The 16,014-nt window shown below is 72.2% G+C and carries 13 protein-coding genes; 11 read left to right on the forward strand and 2 right to left on the reverse strand.

The features are described 5' to 3' along the window. Positions 1–2: 2 nt before the first annotated feature. Entirely contained in the window at positions 3–779 is a 777-nt protein-coding gene (locus tag OG381_RS33925; RefSeq protein WP_327719801.1) for a M23 family metallopeptidase, read from the forward strand. Positions 780–966: 187 nt separating this feature from the next. Further along, complete coding sequence (locus OG381_RS33930; RefSeq protein ID WP_327719802.1) at positions 967–1,662, forward strand: GntR family transcriptional regulator; 696 nt, start codon at positions 967–969, stop codon at positions 1,660–1,662. Between the two features lie 137 nt (positions 1,663–1,799). Here OG381_RS33930 and OG381_RS33935 read toward each other — a convergent pair whose 3' ends face one another. Then, on the reverse strand, positions 1,800–2,081 hold the full coding sequence (locus OG381_RS33935) for an HPr family phosphocarrier protein (RefSeq protein WP_059198592.1): 282 nt from the start codon (positions 2,079–2,081) through the stop codon (positions 1,800–1,802). Between the two features lie 196 nt (positions 2,082–2,277). On the opposite strand from OG381_RS33935, the gene OG381_RS33940 reads away from it, so the two are divergent. The 8 genes from OG381_RS33940 (at position 2,278) to OG381_RS33975 (ending at position 13,913) form a co-directional block, all read left to right on the forward strand. Further along, the gene (locus tag OG381_RS33940) at positions 2,278–5,094 is read left to right on the forward strand and encodes a bifunctional acetate--CoA ligase family protein/GNAT family N-acetyltransferase (RefSeq protein WP_327719803.1); all 2,817 of its coding nucleotides are present in this window, start codon (positions 2,278–2,280) and stop codon (positions 5,092–5,094) included. A gap of 53 nt (positions 5,095–5,147) precedes the next feature. Then, positions 5,148–5,735, forward strand: coding sequence for a DUF5998 family protein (locus OG381_RS33945; protein ID WP_327719804.1), 588 nt, complete (start codon positions 5,148–5,150; stop codon positions 5,733–5,735). Next, the gene (locus tag OG381_RS33950; protein ID WP_327719805.1) at positions 5,735–6,928 is read left to right on the forward strand and encodes an alkaline phosphatase family protein; all 1,194 of its coding nucleotides are present in this window, start codon (positions 5,735–5,737) and stop codon (positions 6,926–6,928) included. The genes OG381_RS33945 and OG381_RS33950 overlap by 1 nt, the downstream gene beginning before the upstream one ends. A 46-nt stretch (positions 6,929–6,974) precedes the next feature. Continuing rightward, positions 6,975–7,622 carry a thymidine kinase gene (locus tag OG381_RS33955; protein ID WP_327719806.1) on the forward strand — a complete coding sequence of 216 codons (648 nt, stop codon included), beginning with the start codon at positions 6,975–6,977 and terminating at the stop codon, positions 7,620–7,622. A 441-nt stretch (positions 7,623–8,063) separates the two neighbouring features. Further along, positions 8,064–9,377, forward strand: a complete 1,314-nt coding sequence (locus OG381_RS33960; RefSeq protein ID WP_327719807.1) for a tetratricopeptide repeat protein — start codon at positions 8,064–8,066, stop codon at positions 9,375–9,377. Then, positions 9,374–11,461, forward strand: coding sequence for a M3 family metallopeptidase (locus OG381_RS33965; RefSeq protein WP_327719808.1), 2,088 nt, complete (start codon positions 9,374–9,376; stop codon positions 11,459–11,461). Before OG381_RS33960 ends, OG381_RS33965 begins: the two co-directional genes overlap by 4 nt. Next, positions 11,458–12,705: an aKG-HExxH-type peptide beta-hydroxylase gene (locus OG381_RS33970; protein ID WP_327719809.1), complete on the forward strand. Its 1,248-nt coding sequence runs from the start codon at positions 11,458–11,460 to the stop codon at positions 12,703–12,705. Before OG381_RS33965 ends, OG381_RS33970 begins: the two co-directional genes overlap by 4 nt. Further along, positions 12,702–13,913, forward strand: coding sequence for an MFS transporter (locus OG381_RS33975; RefSeq protein ID WP_327719810.1), 1,212 nt, complete (start codon positions 12,702–12,704; stop codon positions 13,911–13,913). The genes OG381_RS33970 and OG381_RS33975 overlap by 4 nt, the downstream gene beginning before the upstream one ends. Before the next feature lie 56 nt (positions 13,914–13,969). Here the strand turns inward: OG381_RS33975 and OG381_RS33980 are convergent, their stop codons facing one another. Then, positions 13,970–14,737: a VOC family protein gene (locus OG381_RS33980; RefSeq protein WP_327719811.1), complete on the reverse strand. Its 768-nt coding sequence runs from the start codon at positions 14,735–14,737 to the stop codon at positions 13,970–13,972. A gap of 297 nt (positions 14,738–15,034) precedes the next feature. Between OG381_RS33980 and OG381_RS33985 the strand changes: the two genes are divergently transcribed. Continuing rightward, positions 15,035–15,892, forward strand: coding sequence for a sulfurtransferase (locus OG381_RS33985; RefSeq protein WP_327719812.1), 858 nt, complete (start codon positions 15,035–15,037; stop codon positions 15,890–15,892). The last annotated feature ends 122 nt before the right edge of the window (positions 15,893–16,014 follow it).

Genomic DNA, 16,014 nt, shown 5'->3' on the forward strand with positions numbered 1-16,014 from the left:
ACATGGCGTTCACGCGCGCCACCGGGAAGCACCGTCGTCCCAGCAGGATGAAGCGCACCACCGCCCACGTGGCGGGGGTCGCGGCCCTCACCACCACCGGCGTCATCGGCACCCTCGCTGCCCCGGCCCTCGCAGCGGAGCCCGCGGCCGAGCAGACCGGCCTCACCCCGGTCGTCACCATCGGCGACTCGGTCGCCGCCCAGATCGACGCCCAGGCCGAGGCCCAGCAGCAGGCGGCCATCGAGGCCGCCGAGCAGAAGGCCCGCCAGAAGGCCGAGGAGGCGGCGCTCAAGAAGGCCGCCGCCAAGGCCGAGAAGGAGCGCGAGGCCAAGGAGCGCGTCGCCCGCGCCGCCGCCGAGCGCAAGCGCCTCAACAGCTATGTCGCCCCGATATCCGGCTCGTACATCTCCACCGGCTACAAGGCCGGCGGCGGCGTCTGGTCCTCCGGCAGCCACACCGGCGTCGACTTCCACGCCGCCACCGGCACCTCCGTCCACGCGGTCGGCTCCGGCACGGTCGTCGAGGCCGGCTGGGGCGGGTCGTACGGCAACAACGTCGTGATCAAGATGAACGACGGCACGTACACCCAGTACGGGCACCTGTCGTCCATCGGTGTCTCGGTGGGCCAGACGGTCACCCCGGGCCAGCAGATCGGCCTCTCCGGCGCGACCGGCAACGTCACCGGGCCGCACCTGCACTTCGAGGCCCGCACGACCGCGGAGTACGGCTCGGACATCGACCCGGTCTCCTACCTGCGTTCGCATGGCGTGAACGTCTGACGACGGACCGCGAGATCTTCTGAAACCCCGGCTCACCGAGCCGGGGTTTTGCCGTTTCTGTCGCCCTGTTGTCCAAAAAATATCCATGGATTCCGGCCCGCCATCGGAAATTCCCGCTCTTTGCAATAGAGTCACTGAACACACGTCAATCATCGACGTTTCACGGGGATTAAGGCGGAGGTCGGTCATGCGTATTCCGGCGCACTCGGTATGCACCGCGATCAGGGACGACATCGTCGCCGGTGTCTACGAGCGCGGCAGCCGCCTCACCGAGGAACTCCTCGCCCGTCGCTACGGGGTCTCCCGTGTTCCCGTCCGGGAGGCGCTGCGCACCCTGGAGGCCGAGGGCTTCGTGGTGACGCGGCGCCACGCGGGCGCGTGCGTGGCCGAACCGACCGAGCAGGAGGCCGCCGACCTGCTGGAGATGCGGATGCTCCTGGAGCCCCTGGGCGCCTCCCGGGCCGCCCAGCGGCGCACCGAGGCGCACCTGAAGGTCCTGCGCGGTCTGGTGAGGCTGGGTCAGGAGCGGGCCAGGCGGGGCAACAGCGATGACCTGCGGTCCCTGGGCGGCTGGTTCCACGAGACGCTCGCCCAGGCCTCCGGCAGCCCCGCGCTGACCTCGATGCTGACCCAGCTGCGGCACAAGATCTCCTGGATGTACGCCGTGGACGCCCCGGTCAGCCCCGTCGAGTCCTGGGCGGAGCACGGCGCCATCGTCGACGCCGTGGCGCGCGGCGACGGGGAGCGCGCGCGGGCGGTCACCGCTCTGCACACCGAGCGCTCGACCGCCGCGCACCGGCTCCGATTCAACGGCGCGGGAGATCGGCCGGAGCGTGTGAGGAACTCGCAACATCCCGTAAACATGCCGAGCCTGCGGCATTAACACAAGAGCCGTATACAAAGAGGCAGTAATTCGCGGGGGACTATTTCCGCTGCCTGTGAACGGGAAATGCAAAGGGCTCGCCCGATAAATTCGGACGAGCCCTTCTGTGGTGCCGTGAATCAGTCGGCCCCGGTAAATCAGACGGTCTCGGGAAGCTCCTCGAGACCCTCGGAGACCAGCTTCGCCAGCCGGTCGAGGGCGGCGTCCGCGCCCTCGGCGTCGGAGGCGAGGACGATCTCCTCGCCGCCCTGGGCGCCGAGGCCCAGAACCGCCAGCATGGAGGCCGCGTTGACGGGGTTGCCGTCGGCCTTGGCGATCGTCACGGGGATACCGGAGGCCGTGGTGGCCCGGACGAAGATGGAAGCGGGGCGGGCGTGGAGACCCTCGGCCCAGCCGACGTTGACGCGGCGCTCAGCCATGTGATGCTGCCCTTCGGTGTTCAGGGTTGTCTAGACCAGTTTCCCACAACGTGAAGCTTCTCCGGAGCGGAGCTGCTCCCGTCCGGGGTGAGTCGCCGGACCGCGGCCTCGGTCCGGCTTCCGTCCTTGCGATCCTCTTGCGTTCTCCACAGACTGCCTCGCGCCGTTGTCGTACGCGAGCCGTAATCTGGGGCCCATGCAGACCTCGCCGGACCGGCACGAGTACCCCGCGCACTGGGAGGCCGACGTGGTGCTGCGCGACGGCGGCACCGCGCGCATCCGCCCCATCACCGTCGATGACGCCGAGCGCCTGGTCAGCTTCTACGAGCAGGTGTCGGACGAGTCGAAGTACTACCGCTTCTTCGCGCCCTACCCTCGCCTGTCCGCCAAGGACGTCCACCGCTTCACGCACCACGACTTTGTGGACCGGGTGGGACTCGCCGCCACGGTCGGCGGTGAGTTCATCGCCACCGTACGCTACGACCGCATCGGCACCGACGGAATGCCCGCGTCCGCACCGGCCGACGAGGCCGAGGTCGCCTTCCTCGTGCAGGACGCCCACCAGGGCCGGGGCGTCGCCTCCGCCCTCCTCGAACACATCGGGGCCGTCGCCCGCGAGCGCGGCATCCGCCGCTTCGCCGCCGAGGTGCTGCCCGCCAACAACAAGATGATCAAGGTGTTCAGGGACGCCGGGTACACCCAGAAGCGCAGCTTCGAGGACGGCGTCGTCCGCCTGGAGTTCGACCTCGAACCCACCGACCGCTCCCTGGCCGTGCAGTACGCGCGCGAGCAGCGCGCCGAGGCGAGGTCGGTGCAGCGGCTGCTGACGCCCGGCTCGGTCGCCGTGATCGGCGTCGGCCGCACCCGTGGCGGCGTGGGCCGCGGCATCTTCGACAACATCCGCGACGCCGGCTTCACGGGCCGGCTGTACGCCGTGAACAAGGCCTTCCCCGACAAGGAGCTCGACGGGGTCCCCGCCTACCGCTCGGTGCGCGACATCGAGGGGCCCGTCGACCTCGCGGTCGTCGCCGTGCCCGCCGAACACGTCCCCCAGGTCGTCACCGAGTGCGGCGAGCACGGCGTACAGGGACTCGTGGTGATCTCCGCCGGGTACGCCGAGAGCGGCCCCGAGGGACGCGAACGGCAGCGCGAACTCGTACGGCACGCGCGCGCGTACGGCATGCGGATCATCGGGCCCAACGCCTTCGGCATCATCAACACCAACCCGGACGTGCGGCTGAACGCGTCCCTGGCCAACGAGAAGCCCCGCCCCGGCCGCATCGGCCTCTTCGCCCAGTCCGGCGCCATCGGCATCGCCCTGCTGTCCCGCCTGCACCGGCGCGGCGGCGGCGTCACGGGGACCACGGGCGTGTCCACCTTCGTCTCCTCCGGCAACCGCGCGGACGTGTCCGGCAACGATGTCCTGCAGTACTGGTACGACGACCCGGACACCGACGTCGTCCTCATGTACCTGGAGTCCATCGGCAACCCGCGCAAGTTCACCCGCCTCGCCCGCCGCACCGCGGCCGCCAAGCCGCTGGTCGTCGTCCAGAGCGCCGGCGCCGCCCCCCAGGGGCACGCCGTCCGGGCCACCCGGCTGCCGCACTCGACGGTGTCCGCCCTGCTCGCGCAGGCCGGTGTGATCCGCGTGGACACGATCACCGAGCTCGTCGACACCGGCCTGCTGCTCGCCCGGCAGCCCCTCCCGGGCGGCCCGCGCGTGGCGATCCTCGGCAACTCCGAGTCCCTGGGCCTGCTGACCTACGACGCCTGCCTCTCCGAGGGGCTCAGCCCGCTGACCCCGCTGGACCTGACGACGGCCGCCTCGCCCGCGGACTTCCACACCGCCCTGTCGCGCGCGCTGGCGGACGACACCTGCGACGCGGTGGTCGTGACCGCGATACCCGCCGTGGGGGAGGGCTCCGCCGGGGACGCGGCGCTCGCCGAGGCGCTCAGGTCGGCGGCCGAGCGGGTGCCGGGCAAGCCGGTGCTGGTGGTCCACGTCGAGCTGGGCGGACTCGCGGAGGCCCTGTCCGCCGCGGCCAGCACGGCACCGCAGGCCGTCACGCCGAGCGCCTCCCACCCCTTCCGCGCCCTGGACCGCCTCGCCGCCAAGGCCCCCGAAGAGGCACCCCGCAACTGCTCCCGCCTCATCCCCGCCTACCCCGCCGCGGAGCGTGCCGTCCGCGCCCTCGGCGAAGCCGTGAAGTACGCCCAATGGCGACGCGACGCCGCCGAGCCCGGCAAGGTGCCCGAGTACATCGACGCGGCCATCGACGAGAAGGGCGCCGCCGAACTCATCGACGGCCTCCTCGCGCGCGGACAGGGCCTGACCCTCGGCACCGAAGAGACCTGCGAACTCCTCGGCACCTACGGCGTCCAGGTGCACCGGGCCCTGCCCGCACCCACCCCCGACGAGGCCGCCGGGGCCGCCCGCACCCTCGGCTACCCCGTCGCCCTCAAGGCCACCGCCCCGCACCTCCGGCACCGCGCCGACCTGGGCGGCGTACGGCTCGACCTCGCGGACGAGGAGCAACTGCGGCGGGCGTACGCCGAGTTGGCCGAGCTGTTCGGGACGCCCGAGGAGCTGCGCCCGGTCGTCCAGCGGATGGCGCCACGCGGCGTGGACACCGTCGTACGGGCCGTCATCGACCCCGCGGCCGGAGCCGTGCTCTCCTTCGGGCTCGCCGGGGCCGCCTCGCAGCTGCTCGGGGACGTCGCGCACCGGCTGATTCCGGTCACCGACCGTGAGGCGACCTCCCTGGTCCGCTCCATCCGGACGGCACCGCTCCTGTTCGGCTGGAGAGGCTCGGCGCCGGTCGACACGGCGGCCCTGGAGGAGCTGCTGCTGAGGGTGTCCCGCCTCGTCGACGATCACCCCGAGGTCGTCGCGGTGACCCTGGAACCTGTCGTCGTCGCCCCGCACGGCCTGAGCGTCCTCGGCGCGTCCGTACGCCTGGCACCCCCGCCCGCCCGCGACGACCTCGGCCCGCGGACCCTGCCCGCGTACTGAGAACACCCCTGAGCGGTGCCTCGCAGTCAGTCGCCCCCCGTAGGATGGGGGTCATGGCCAAGACCAGTACGACGACCCAGGGGCTGCGAGCGGCGATCGAGCGCAGCGGCTACTACCCGGCCCTCGTGGCCGAGGCGGTGGAGGCCGCTGTGGGCGGCGAGCCCATCCGGTCGTACCTGGTCCACCAGGAGACGACGTTCGACCAGAACGAGGTGCGGCGGCATGTGACCGTGCTCGTCCTCACCGGCAACCGCTTCATCGTCAGCCACACCGACGAGCAGGCCGCCGACACCACCTCCCCGACGCCGTACGCCACGACGTCCACGGAGTCCGTGAAGCTCGGCCGGATCTCCTCGGTCGTGCTCAGCCGAGTGGTCGCCAACCCGGAGCAGTACCAGCCGGGCACCCTGCCCCGCGAGGTCGTGCTCACCATCGGCTGGGGCGCCGTCTCCCGGATCGACCTGGAGCCGGCCGCCTGCGGCGACCCCAACTGCGAGGCCGACCACGGCTACACGGGCAACTCGACCGCCGACGACCTCAGCCTGCGGGTCAGCGAGGCCGGCGACGGCCCCGACACGGTGCGCCAGACCCTCGCCTTCGCCCAGTCCCTCTCCGAGGCGACCGCGGACACCGCGCACTGATGGCGCAGCCCACCGCCTGGGAGCCCTACCCGGAACCACTGGCCGTCGACTCCGCACCGCTGCCCGAGTACGGCAGCGGTTCCCTCGCTGACCTCCTGCCCACGCTCGCCGCGGGCATGGGCGTACCCGGCACGACCGCCACGATCACCGAGCTGACCCCCGCCGACCGGAACTGCGTGTTCCTGATCGACGGCCTCGGCTGGGAGCAGCTGCTGGCGCACCCGGACGAGGCCCCCTTCCTGGCCTCGCTGCTCGCGGGCTCGCGCGGCGGCACCGGCCGGCCGATCACCGCAGGCTTCCCGGCGACCACCGCGACCTCCCTCGCCTCCGTCGGCACCGGACTGCCGCCGGGCGCACACGGACTGCCCGGGTACACCGTGCGCAACCCCGACACCGGCGAGCTGATGAACCAGCTGCGCTGGCAGCCGTGGACGAAGCCGCACGTGTGGCAGCCGTACCCCACGGTCTTCCAGCTCGCCCAGGACGCGGGCGTGCACGCGGCGCAGGTGTCCTCACCGACCTTCGAGAACACCCCGCTGACCAAGGTCGCGCTGAGCGGCGGCACGTTCCTCGGCCGGCTGCCGGGCGAGGACCGCATGGACCTCGCGGCCGAGCAACTGGCCGCCGCCGACCGCGCGCTCGTCTACACGTACTACGCCGAACTCGACGGCGCGGGGCACCGCTTCGGCGTCGACTCCGACACCTGGCGTGGTCAGCTCATGCACGTGGACCGTCTGGTGCAGCGCCTCGCGGAGCAGCTCCCGCCGCGCAGCGCGCTCTACGTCACCGCCGATCACGGCATGGTCGACATCCCCTTCGACGAGCAGCACCGCATCGACTTCGACGAGGACTGGGAGCTGCGCGCCGGGGTCGCCCTGCTGGGCGGCGAGGGCCGGGCCCGCCATGTCTACGCGGTGCCGGGCGCCGAGAACGATGTCGTGACCTGCTGGCGCGAGGTGCTCGGCGAGCAGTTCTGGGTGGCCTCGCGGGACGAGGCGATCGCGGCGGGCTGGTTCGGCCCCCGGGTCGACGACCGGGTGTACGCCCGCCTCGGTGACGTGATCGCGGCCGCGCGGGACGACGTCCTGATCATCGCGTCCGAGCGGGAGCCCAAGGAGTCGGCGATGGTCGGCAACCATGGTTCGATGACCCCCGCGGAGCAGCTGGTCCCGCTGCTCGAAGTACGCTCCTGAAGCCTCCCTCTGCCGTCCTCCGTTGCCGAAAGGTGCTCAACTCCCCATGCCCGAGCTGGTGTTCTTCTCCGGAACCATGGACTGCGGGAAGTCGACCCTGGCGCTCCAGATCGAGCACAACCGCTCCGCGCGCGGCCTGCAGGGCATGATCTTCACCCGGGACGACCGCGCGGGCGAGGGCAAACTCTCCTCCCGCCTCGGCCTGGTCACGGACGCGGTGGAGGTCGAGGACGGCCAGGACCTGTACGCCTACCTGGTCGACCACCTCTCCCAGGGCGGCCGCGCCGACTACGTCATCGCCGACGAGGCCCAGTTCCTGGCCCCCGCTCAGATCGACCAGCTCGCCCGCGTCGTCGACGACCTGGGCCTCGACGTCTATGCCTTCGGCATCACGACCGACTTCCGCTCCAAACTCTTCCCGGGCTCCCAGCGCCTGGTGGAACTGGCCGACCGCGTAGAGGTGTTGCAGGTCGAGGCCCTCTGCTGGTGCGGCGCCCGCGCCACGCACAACGCCCGCACCATAGGGGGCGAGATGGTCGTGGAAGGCGCTCAGGTGGTCGTGGGGGACGTCAACCAGGCGGAGGCGATCGGGTACGAGGTCCTGTGCCGTCGCCACCACCGCCGCCGGATGACCTCGGCCACGGCACGGGCGGCGGCGTTGTCCCCCGACGTGCTGCCGGTCACTACCGGCTGAGGGCCCGGCACCACGCTCACCTGCTCGCCCGTCCCGGCTCACGCATGCCCTGACCGTCTCTCGAGTCGATCTCCAGCAATGCTCGGCGGATCTTCGAGAAGCCCCTCCTACGTTTGACCTGTCCCCGAAAACCCCAGGGGCCGCAGTCGACACAGGAGGTTCAGACATGGACGCCGAGCAGATCACCGAGGTCGAGGTCGAGACGGACGAGCTGGCCGAGGAGTTCGGTCTCACGGTCTCGGGCGTGGCCTACTACGCCCCGGCCGTCTGATCTCCGACATCAGGCGACCTGCCCTCCTGGTGACCAGGCGGGCTCGCGATGGCCGCAAAGGGCGAACTCCCTTTGCGGCCATCACGCTTCGTAGCGCGCACCCAGCGGATCACCACAGCTGATCAACGACAGCCGATCGACGACCGAGGACCACGACGGAGGAGCCGGCGGTGGAGAAGTTTCTGCGGACCAAGGGAGACGCCGGCGACCTGCCCCCGATGCAGGAGCCGCCGAGGGGCACCTTCGCACCGGAGCCGGCCCCCCGGTCACGTGAACTCCTCGCCTCGTACTTCGATCTGGAGAGCCCCGGCGGTCCCCTGCACGCCCAGTGCACCGCCGACGTCGGCCGCCGCCTCGCACAGGACCTCCCCGTTCCCGTGTACCAGATCGCCTCGCTCGGACTGCTCAGGCAGGCGCTGAGGACCGAGGAGCCCGGCCGGCCCCACCCGGACGACCCCCGCGACCTGCCCGTCTCCTCGAGGTCGGCCCGCTGGCAGCACCTGTGCGCCCTGACCGAGAACTGGTCCGCACTGTCCATCGGCGACCGGTCCCGCCTGGTGACCGCGCTGGCCAAGCTCGGCTTCTGGAAGACCATCGCGGCCCTCGTCCCCGGCGACCCGGCCGGCCGCGATCTGGACGCCCTGCGGCTGGCCTACTTCCGGCACAACGCCGACGCACAGCTCGCCGGGGACGCCCGGAGCGCGGCCGCGGCGTTCGTACGGGCCCGCGGTGTCATGGAGAGCATCGCCCGCACCGAGGAGTTCGACCCGGCCGTACGGTACGGGGCCGCCGCCCACATGATCGTGCTGTGCGCCAAGGGCGACAAGCAGAAGGCACTGGCCGACATGCGGTACTGGCTGGCCGCCGCCGACGAGGTGGCCGACCGGGCGGGCGTGGAGATGGAGCCGCTGCACACCTCCATCTACTGGCGCGGAGTTGCGTTCATACCGTTCTTCGAGGGTGACCACGCGGAGGTCGACCGGCAGCTGCGACTCGCCGAGAAATACGCCCTGGAGGCCGTGGCGCTCGCGGACGGGGACACCCGGCTCCTGGCGCTGGAGAACGTCCACCCGGTCCTGGAGACCTCTGGGCGGTCGGCCAAGGCCCGCGGGGACATCGAGGGCGCGGAGCGGTTCTACCGACGGATGACCGAGTGGGACCCGCTCGATCCCAAGGCGCACGTACGGCTGGCCGACTTCCTGATGGGGGAGAGCAGGGTCGCCGAGGCGCGCGAGGCGTACCGCACCGCCGCCGGGTTGGGCGCGCCGTACGCCTCCTACGCCCACTGTCAGGCCGCCCGCTGCTCCCTGCGGCTGGAGCAGCCGGACCAGGCCCACGGCGCCCTGGTCGCGTCGGCCTCCCTCGACCGGCAGGCGCTGTCCCCGCTGATCCTGCTGCGTGACATCTGCACCGACGGCGGGACCGGCCCGCTGCGCCAGTGGGCCGTGGACGAACTGGCCGTACGGATGCGGGCGGCCCGATGAGTCCGAACCCGCTTCTGGCGCCTCCCGCCGCCCACGGGATGCAGCCGTTCGCCGACATCCGCCCGGAGCACTACCGGCCCGCGCTGGAGCAGGCCATCGCCGAGCGCGAGGCCCGGGTCGACGCCATCGCCGCCGACCCGGCGCCGCCGGACTTCGCCAACACCGTCGAGGCGCTCGAGTTCTCCGGCACCCGGGTGCAGTACATCCACGACGCGTTCACCCACCAGGTGACCGCGGGCGGCGGGGCGGCACTGACCGACCTGGAGCAGGACATCGCCGTCCTGCTCTCCCGCCACGAAGGGCGCATCGTCCGCAACCGGCGTCTGGTCGCCCGTATCGACGCGGTGCACGCCGGGCGCGACCGGATCACCGACCCGCAGTCCCGGGCCCTGACCGTGCACTGGTGGCGTCGCATGCGGCGGGTGGGCGCCATGCTGCCCGCCGACGCCGCCCGGGAACTCGGCGAGGTCAATCGCGAGCTCTCCCGGGAGTGCGCCGCCTACCGGCAGACCCTGATCGAGGACGCCCACCGCCAGGCTCTGGCGGTGCCCGGACCCGACGCCCTGCGTGGTCTGCCCGCCGACCGGCTCGCGGCCGCGGCGGACGAGGCCGCGCGCCGGGGCAGGGCAGCACCCTGGCACGTTCTGCCGCTCGCCTCGTCCACCAGCCAGCCGGCGCTCGTGCAGCTACGGGACCAGGACACGCGGAGAACACTCTTCGAACGCTCGCTCGGGAGAGGGGCGGACAACGAGCAGCGGGCCGCCCGGATCGCCCGGTTACGCGCCCGCCAGGCCCGCATCCTGGGCTACCCGTCGTACGCCGCCTGGGCGACCGAGGATCAGACGACGGGCACCCCGCAGGCCGTGGAGGCGATGTTCCGGCGGCTTGCGGAGCCGCTCCTGCACGCGGCACGCACCGAGCGCCGCGCCCTGCGGGCCAGGGCCGGCCACCGGATCCGGGCCTGGGACTGGACCCACCACGCGGCAGCGCCACCCGCGGCCGACGGAGGTGAGGCCGGCGCCGAAGGACCCACCGCGGACGAGCTCCGCGCCCACTTCGAACTGGACTCCGTCATCACCCGCGGCCTCTTCCACAGCGCCCGCCTCCTGTACGGCCTCGAGTTCACCGAACGCCCTGACCTCACCGCCCACCACCCCGACGCCCGCGTCTTCCAGGTCACCGACGAACACGCCGGCGCGGTGGGCCTCTTCCTGATCGACGTCTTCTCCCGGCCCGGCAAACGAGGCGGCGCGTGGACGGGCATCCTGCGCCCCCAGGCACACACCACCGCGACCCGGCCCGTCGTGGTGAACACCTTCAACCTCGCCCCGCCCGGTGCCGGGCGCCCCTGCCTCCTCGACATGCCCGAAGTCGTCACCCTCTTCCACGAGTTCGGACACGCCCTGCACGCACTGCTCTCCGACGTCCGCTATCCGGCGCACTCGGCCCCCGGCGTCCCCCGTGACTTCTCCGAGGCTCCCGCCCAGGTCCACGAGACCTGGGCCTTCGACGAGCGACTCCTCGAGCACTACGCACGGCATCACCGCACCGGTCAGCCGCTGCCCCCGGACTGGATCAAGCAGGTGAGCGAGCGTCACAGCACCGGCGGAGTGCACCTGCTGGTGGAGATCCTGGGCGCGGCCGCGATGGACTGGTCCTGGCACACGCTTCCCGACGGACCCGACGACCAGGGCGGGAACGCGGACTGGGACGCCGCGCGGATCGAGGCGCGGGGCGCCGCTCGCTGGGGGCTGGACACCGTGCCCGAGATTCCGCCGCGCTACCGTTCCGGCTACTTCGACCACGTCTTCCACGGCCCCTACGGCGCGGGCTTCTACGCCTATCTCTGGTCCGAGATCATCGCCGCGAACCTGGTCGAGGCGCTGGAGAAGCGCGGCGGCCTCACCCGCGCGAGCGGCGAGGCGCTCCGCACGATGCTCGCCGCCGGCGGATCCCGCGCCGCGATGACCCTGTTCCACGAGCTCACCGGCCTGGACCAGCCGCGCATCGAGCCCTTCCTCCGCCGCCGCGGCCTGCCGGACGTCGCACCGTCGCCCCTCTCTCCGAACAGGACCTCACCATGACCACCACCGACTTCCTCGGCGGCCATCTGGCCCTCGCCGGGGACGACGACCCCGTCCTGCCCGCCTACGTGGCCAAGCTCCGCGCCTCCGTCCCGCGGGTCACCAAGCGGCTGGGGCAGCTCGCGGGCGAGCCGGCCGAGGCCGAACTGACCCTGTGGGGGCAGCGGTTCGCGGCGCTGGACGACGACTGCGCGCACCGGCTCCTGTCCCATCCGGTCTTCCCCTACCTGTGGCGGCAGTTGATGCTCGCGGCCCAGCGCAAGGACGCCGACTTCATCCGCGCCTGGTCCGCGCACTTCGCGCGGTTCGTCGCCCTGCCCCACGCCACCGGCCCCGCCGCGGACCCCGAAGGCACCGAACTGCGGCTGGCCGCGCCCGTCACCGAGGTGCGGTTCCCCCAGGTGCGCCATCACCTGGTCTTCGACACCCCCGTGCACCGGCTGGTGATCCGCGAGGACGGCGACGGCACCGTCCGCGACGGCTCCGCAGCCGTGCCCGCCTCCTACATGCACGGTGCGGGCGATCCCCGGCTGGGGAACGCCCGGCGTGTGCGGCGACCGGTCATCGCCGGAACCGACATCGAGATCGACAACGCCGGTCCCTGGATCGGGCGCCACTTCACGTCCATGAACTCCCATGAGCCGCAGCCCGGTTACCCCCGCTCCGACCTCGCCGTACGGGAGATAGGCGAGGACGACATCACCGACATCTCCCGGGCCTTCGCCCTCATTGAGGACGTCTGGCCCGAGCTCGCCACCGAGATCCGCGCCTACACCCGGGTGGTCGTCCCCTACGCCTCCGAGTTCCACTCCTCGTTCACCGAGGCGATCCTGATGGGCGCGGTGTTCCTGTCGGAGGCGGCTCAGCCGTTCAGCGCCACCCACTACACCGCCGAGCACCTGTTGCACGAGAGTTCACACCTTCGGCTGATGCTGCTCCTGGAACTCGACCCGCTGGTGACCGTCGCGGACGGGGCGACCTTCAACTCCCCGGTGCGCAAGGACCCGCGCCCCCTGTGGGGCATGCTCATGGCCGTCCACGCGTTCGCCCGCATCACCGCCTTCCACCGTCGCGCCCACGAACGCACCGGTCAGGAGATCCACCGCGAACTGACGCGGCAGAACGCGGATCTGCTCGCCAAGGGCCTAGACGAGATCGAGGGCGAGCCCACGGCGGAGTTCACCGAGGCCGGCAAGGTGCTGTGGGCGCAGATGCGCGCGGAGACGGATCGGGTCCCGCGATGACGACGACGACCACGCAGGTGCGCCAGGCGGGCTTCGCGGACCTCATCGGGGACCGGACGGTCCGCGTCCTGGCACTCTGCTCGCTGATCAACTCCTGTGCCTTCTTCGGCATGATGCCCTTCCTGGCGCTCTATCTCGCCGACATCACCTCGCTGCCGCCGGCCGCGATCGGAGCCTTCACCGGCTCCGTCGCCCTGGTCGGTGCGGTGGGGGCGCTGGCGGGCGGAGCCATCACCGACCGAGCCGGAGCCGGGACTCTCCTGCGCGCGGGGCTCGTCCTCTACACGCTGCTGGCCGCAGCCCTCGCCACCGTCACCGCGCCGGTGCTGGTGCTGCCCCTGATCGTGTGCCTGGGCGGCGCGCTGATGCTGGTCGGGCCGTCCTTGAAGAAGCTGATGAGCCTCGCCGCGGGCGAGGGCGGCGAACTGGTCTTCCGCATACGGTTCATGACCGTGTCGGCCGGCGCCGCGCTCGGCCCGCTCGCGGGTGCCGCGGCCTACAGCGTCTCCCACCGGGCGCTCTTCGCCGTCTCCGCGGCGCTGTTCGCCTGCTGCGTGCTGCTGGTCCATGCCCGGCGCGACTCCCTGCGGGTGCTGGACGTCCGTGTACCGGCCGCCCGTCAGGGGCGCTGGACCTGGACGCACTCCCTGCGCGACGGGCGGTTCCGGCTCGTGCTGGTCTCGGCCGTCCTGATCACCCTGGTCTTCGCCCAGCTCGAGTCGGTGATCCCCCTTTACCTCAAGGGAGAGTCCGGTGACCGTGCTCCGACGCTGTTCGCGGTGGTGTTCGCCGTGCACGCCGTCCTGGGCTTCGCCTACCAGTGGCCGGCCGCGTGGCTCGCCCGGCGGACCACGCTCCCGGCACAGGCCGGGGTGGGCTGCACCGGCTTCGCCGTCGCCTTCGTGTGCTGGGGCACCTCCGACGGCCGACTGTGGGTCCTGCTGGCCGGGGTGCTCGCCTGGACCGTCGGGGAGGCGCTCCTGATGCCGATGGCTGACCTCGTCACCCACCGCCTCGCGCCCGACGCGGAGAAGGGAGCGTTCTTCGGCGCGCTGGAACTGCGCTACCTGGGCTTCTTCGCCGGACCGATCCTCGGCGGCGCGCTGCTCGACAGCGGCACCTGGCACTACTTCGGTGTGATGGCGGCCCTGTCCTTCGCCGCCTGGCCGGTGCTCCGCGCCCGCTCCCTGGGCCTGGACGGCCGATGACCGTCGTCGGCCCGGTCACCGACCCCGCACACGTCCCGAGCCGGCGGAGACGAGCCTCAGCGAGGTACCTGTACCAGCGAGAAGCGTGCCCCCTCGGGATCCGCCACCGTCGCCACGCGGCCGTGGGGGCTCTCGTGGGCCGGTTTCAGGATGTGGCCGCCGAGGCCGGTGAGGCGGGAGAGGGTCTCGTCGGTGTCGGCCACCTCGAAGTACGTCATCCAGTGCGGGCCCCGGTCGCGGGGGAGGCAGTTGCCGACGCCGTGGACTCCGGCAACCGGGTGACCGGCGACTTGGAGGGTGACGTAGTCGAGGTCGGCGGAGACCACCGGCTCCTCGTCGTAGCCGAAGACCGTTTCGTAGAACTTGGTGACGCTCGCCGTCTCGAAGGTGAGCAGCTCGTGCCAGGCCGGTGTGCCGGGGACGCCGGAGATGCCCGTGCCGCGGTGCGCTCCCGCCTGCCAGATGCCGAAGACCGCGCCGGAGGGGTCGGATCCGATCGCCAGCCGGCCCGCGTCCTCCGCGTCCAGCGGGCCTACCCCGACCGTGCCGCCGCACAGCCGTACCGTCTCCGCGGTCAGGTCGACGTCGTCCGAGGCGAGGTAGGGCGTCCAGGCGACCGGGAGGTGGCGGTCGGGCGGAAGCTGGCCGATTCCGGCGACCTCCTCGCCGTCCAGCAGGGCCCGGACGTAGGGGCCGAGCTGCTTGGGACCGGGTTGGAACTCCCAGCCGAACAGTTCGCCGTAGAAGTCCTGGGTCGTGGTCAGTCCGTGCACCATCAGGCTCACCCAGCAGGGTGTGCCGGGGGTGTGCGTCTCGCCGGTCATCGTCACTCTCTCCTCGACCCCTCGCGGCGGCCGCGTCGCCGCCGCTCTCCGGAACCCCGTGCCGATGCTCGCACCACCCGTGGCACGGCGCGCTCCGGGCGCGCCGCCGCTCCGTGGCCCGTGTCCGCAGAATGCCCGGTGTGCGGTTTCCCGTCCGCTTCTGCGCGATTGCCCACAGGTGTCGATCGGCTGTACAGCATGTGCCCGATCCCGTACGCCTCGTGATCGGGCCTGCCCGGCGGAGCAGAGTAGCCGGACATGGGCGATGCGGCCACCCCGTACGCGAGGATGGTGGCCATGAACGCCATCATCTCCGCATCCGAACTCGTGAGCGAACTCGCGGGCGAGAACCCGCCAGTACTGCTCGACGTCCGCTGGCAGTTGAGCGTGGCCAAGGCGGCCGGGGAACCCCCCTTCGACGGCCGGGCCGAGTACGCGGCCGGGCACATCCCGGGTGCCGTCTTCGTCGACCTGGACAGGGAACTTGCCTCCGCCGCCGGTCCGCGCGGCCGGCATCCCCTGCCCGATGTCGCGGAGTTCGGCGCCGTGATGCGCCGGGCGGGTGTGTCGGCCTCCGTGCCGGTGGTCGTGTACGACGGGGGACAGGGCTGGGCGGCCGCCCGCGCGTGGTGGTTGCTGCGCTGGACGGGTCACCCGGACGTGCGGGTCCTCGACGGCGGGTTGCCGGCGTGGGAGGGGCCCCTGCAGTCGTCGGTGCCCGGTCCCGCTCTCGCCGAGGGCGACTTCCGGCCGATGCCGGGACCCGCGGGGCTGCTCGACGCCGACGCGGCGGCGGCGCTGGCGCGGTCCGGGGTGCTGTTCGACGCGCGGGCGGGGGAGCGGTACCGGGGCGAGGTCGAGCCGATCGACCGGGTCGGCGGGCACATCCCGGGCGCCGTGTCCGCGCCGACGAACGAGAACGTGGGGCCGGACGGGCGTTTCCTGCCCGCCGAGGAGCTGGGCGCACGCTTCAAGGCCCTCGGGGCGGGCGACGGCTCCGAGGTCGGGGTGTACTGCGGTTCGGGCGTCTCCGGGGCGCACGAGGTGCTGGCCCTGGCGGTCGCCGGGATCCCGGCGGCTCTGTACGTCGGGTCCTGGTCGGAGTGGTCGTCGGACCCGTCCCGGCCGGTCGCCGTGGGCCCCGACCCCCAGTGACCCGGCGCGAGGACTGAGCGGCCTCTTCAGCCGCCCGGCCGTACTCGTGCCGCACAAGCCGGAGGGCCCGCTGCCGATCGGCGCGGGCCCTCGTCCTCGTACGGCCGTCTCCAAGCCGTACG

This window comes from Streptomyces sp. NBC_00490, from assembly GCF_036013645.1.
Lineage (GTDB): Bacteria > Actinomycetota > Actinomycetes > Streptomycetales > Streptomycetaceae > Streptomyces > Streptomyces canus_F.

Coding starts and splice junctions, on each gene's coding strand:
- OG381_RS33955 (WP_327719806.1), top strand. CDS start 6,975: ATGCCCGAGCTGGTGTTCTTCTCCGGAACCATGGACTGCGGGAAGTCG.
- OG381_RS33965 (WP_327719808.1), top strand. CDS start 9,374: ATGAGTCCGAACCCGCTTCTGGCGCCTCCCGCCGCCCACGGGATGCAG.
- OG381_RS33980 (WP_327719811.1), bottom strand. CDS start 14,737: ATGACCGGCGAGACGCACACCCCCGGCACACCCTGCTGGGTGAGCCTG.
- OG381_RS33945 (WP_327719804.1), top strand. CDS start 5,148: ATGGCCAAGACCAGTACGACGACCCAGGGGCTGCGAGCGGCGATCGAG.
- OG381_RS33925 (WP_327719801.1), top strand. CDS start 3: ATGGCGTTCACGCGCGCCACCGGGAAGCACCGTCGTCCCAGCAGGATG.
- OG381_RS33930 (WP_327719802.1), top strand. CDS start 967: ATGCGTATTCCGGCGCACTCGGTATGCACCGCGATCAGGGACGACATC.
- OG381_RS33970 (WP_327719809.1), top strand. CDS start 11,458: ATGACCACCACCGACTTCCTCGGCGGCCATCTGGCCCTCGCCGGGGAC.
- OG381_RS33975 (WP_327719810.1), top strand. CDS start 12,702: ATGACGACGACGACCACGCAGGTGCGCCAGGCGGGCTTCGCGGACCTC.
- OG381_RS33940 (WP_327719803.1), top strand. CDS start 2,278: ATGCAGACCTCGCCGGACCGGCACGAGTACCCCGCGCACTGGGAGGCC.
- OG381_RS33935 (WP_059198592.1), bottom strand. CDS start 2,081: ATGGCTGAGCGCCGCGTCAACGTCGGCTGGGCCGAGGGTCTCCACGCC.
- OG381_RS33950 (WP_327719805.1), top strand. CDS start 5,735: ATGGCGCAGCCCACCGCCTGGGAGCCCTACCCGGAACCACTGGCCGTC.
- OG381_RS33985 (WP_327719812.1), top strand. CDS start 15,035: ATGAACGCCATCATCTCCGCATCCGAACTCGTGAGCGAACTCGCGGGC.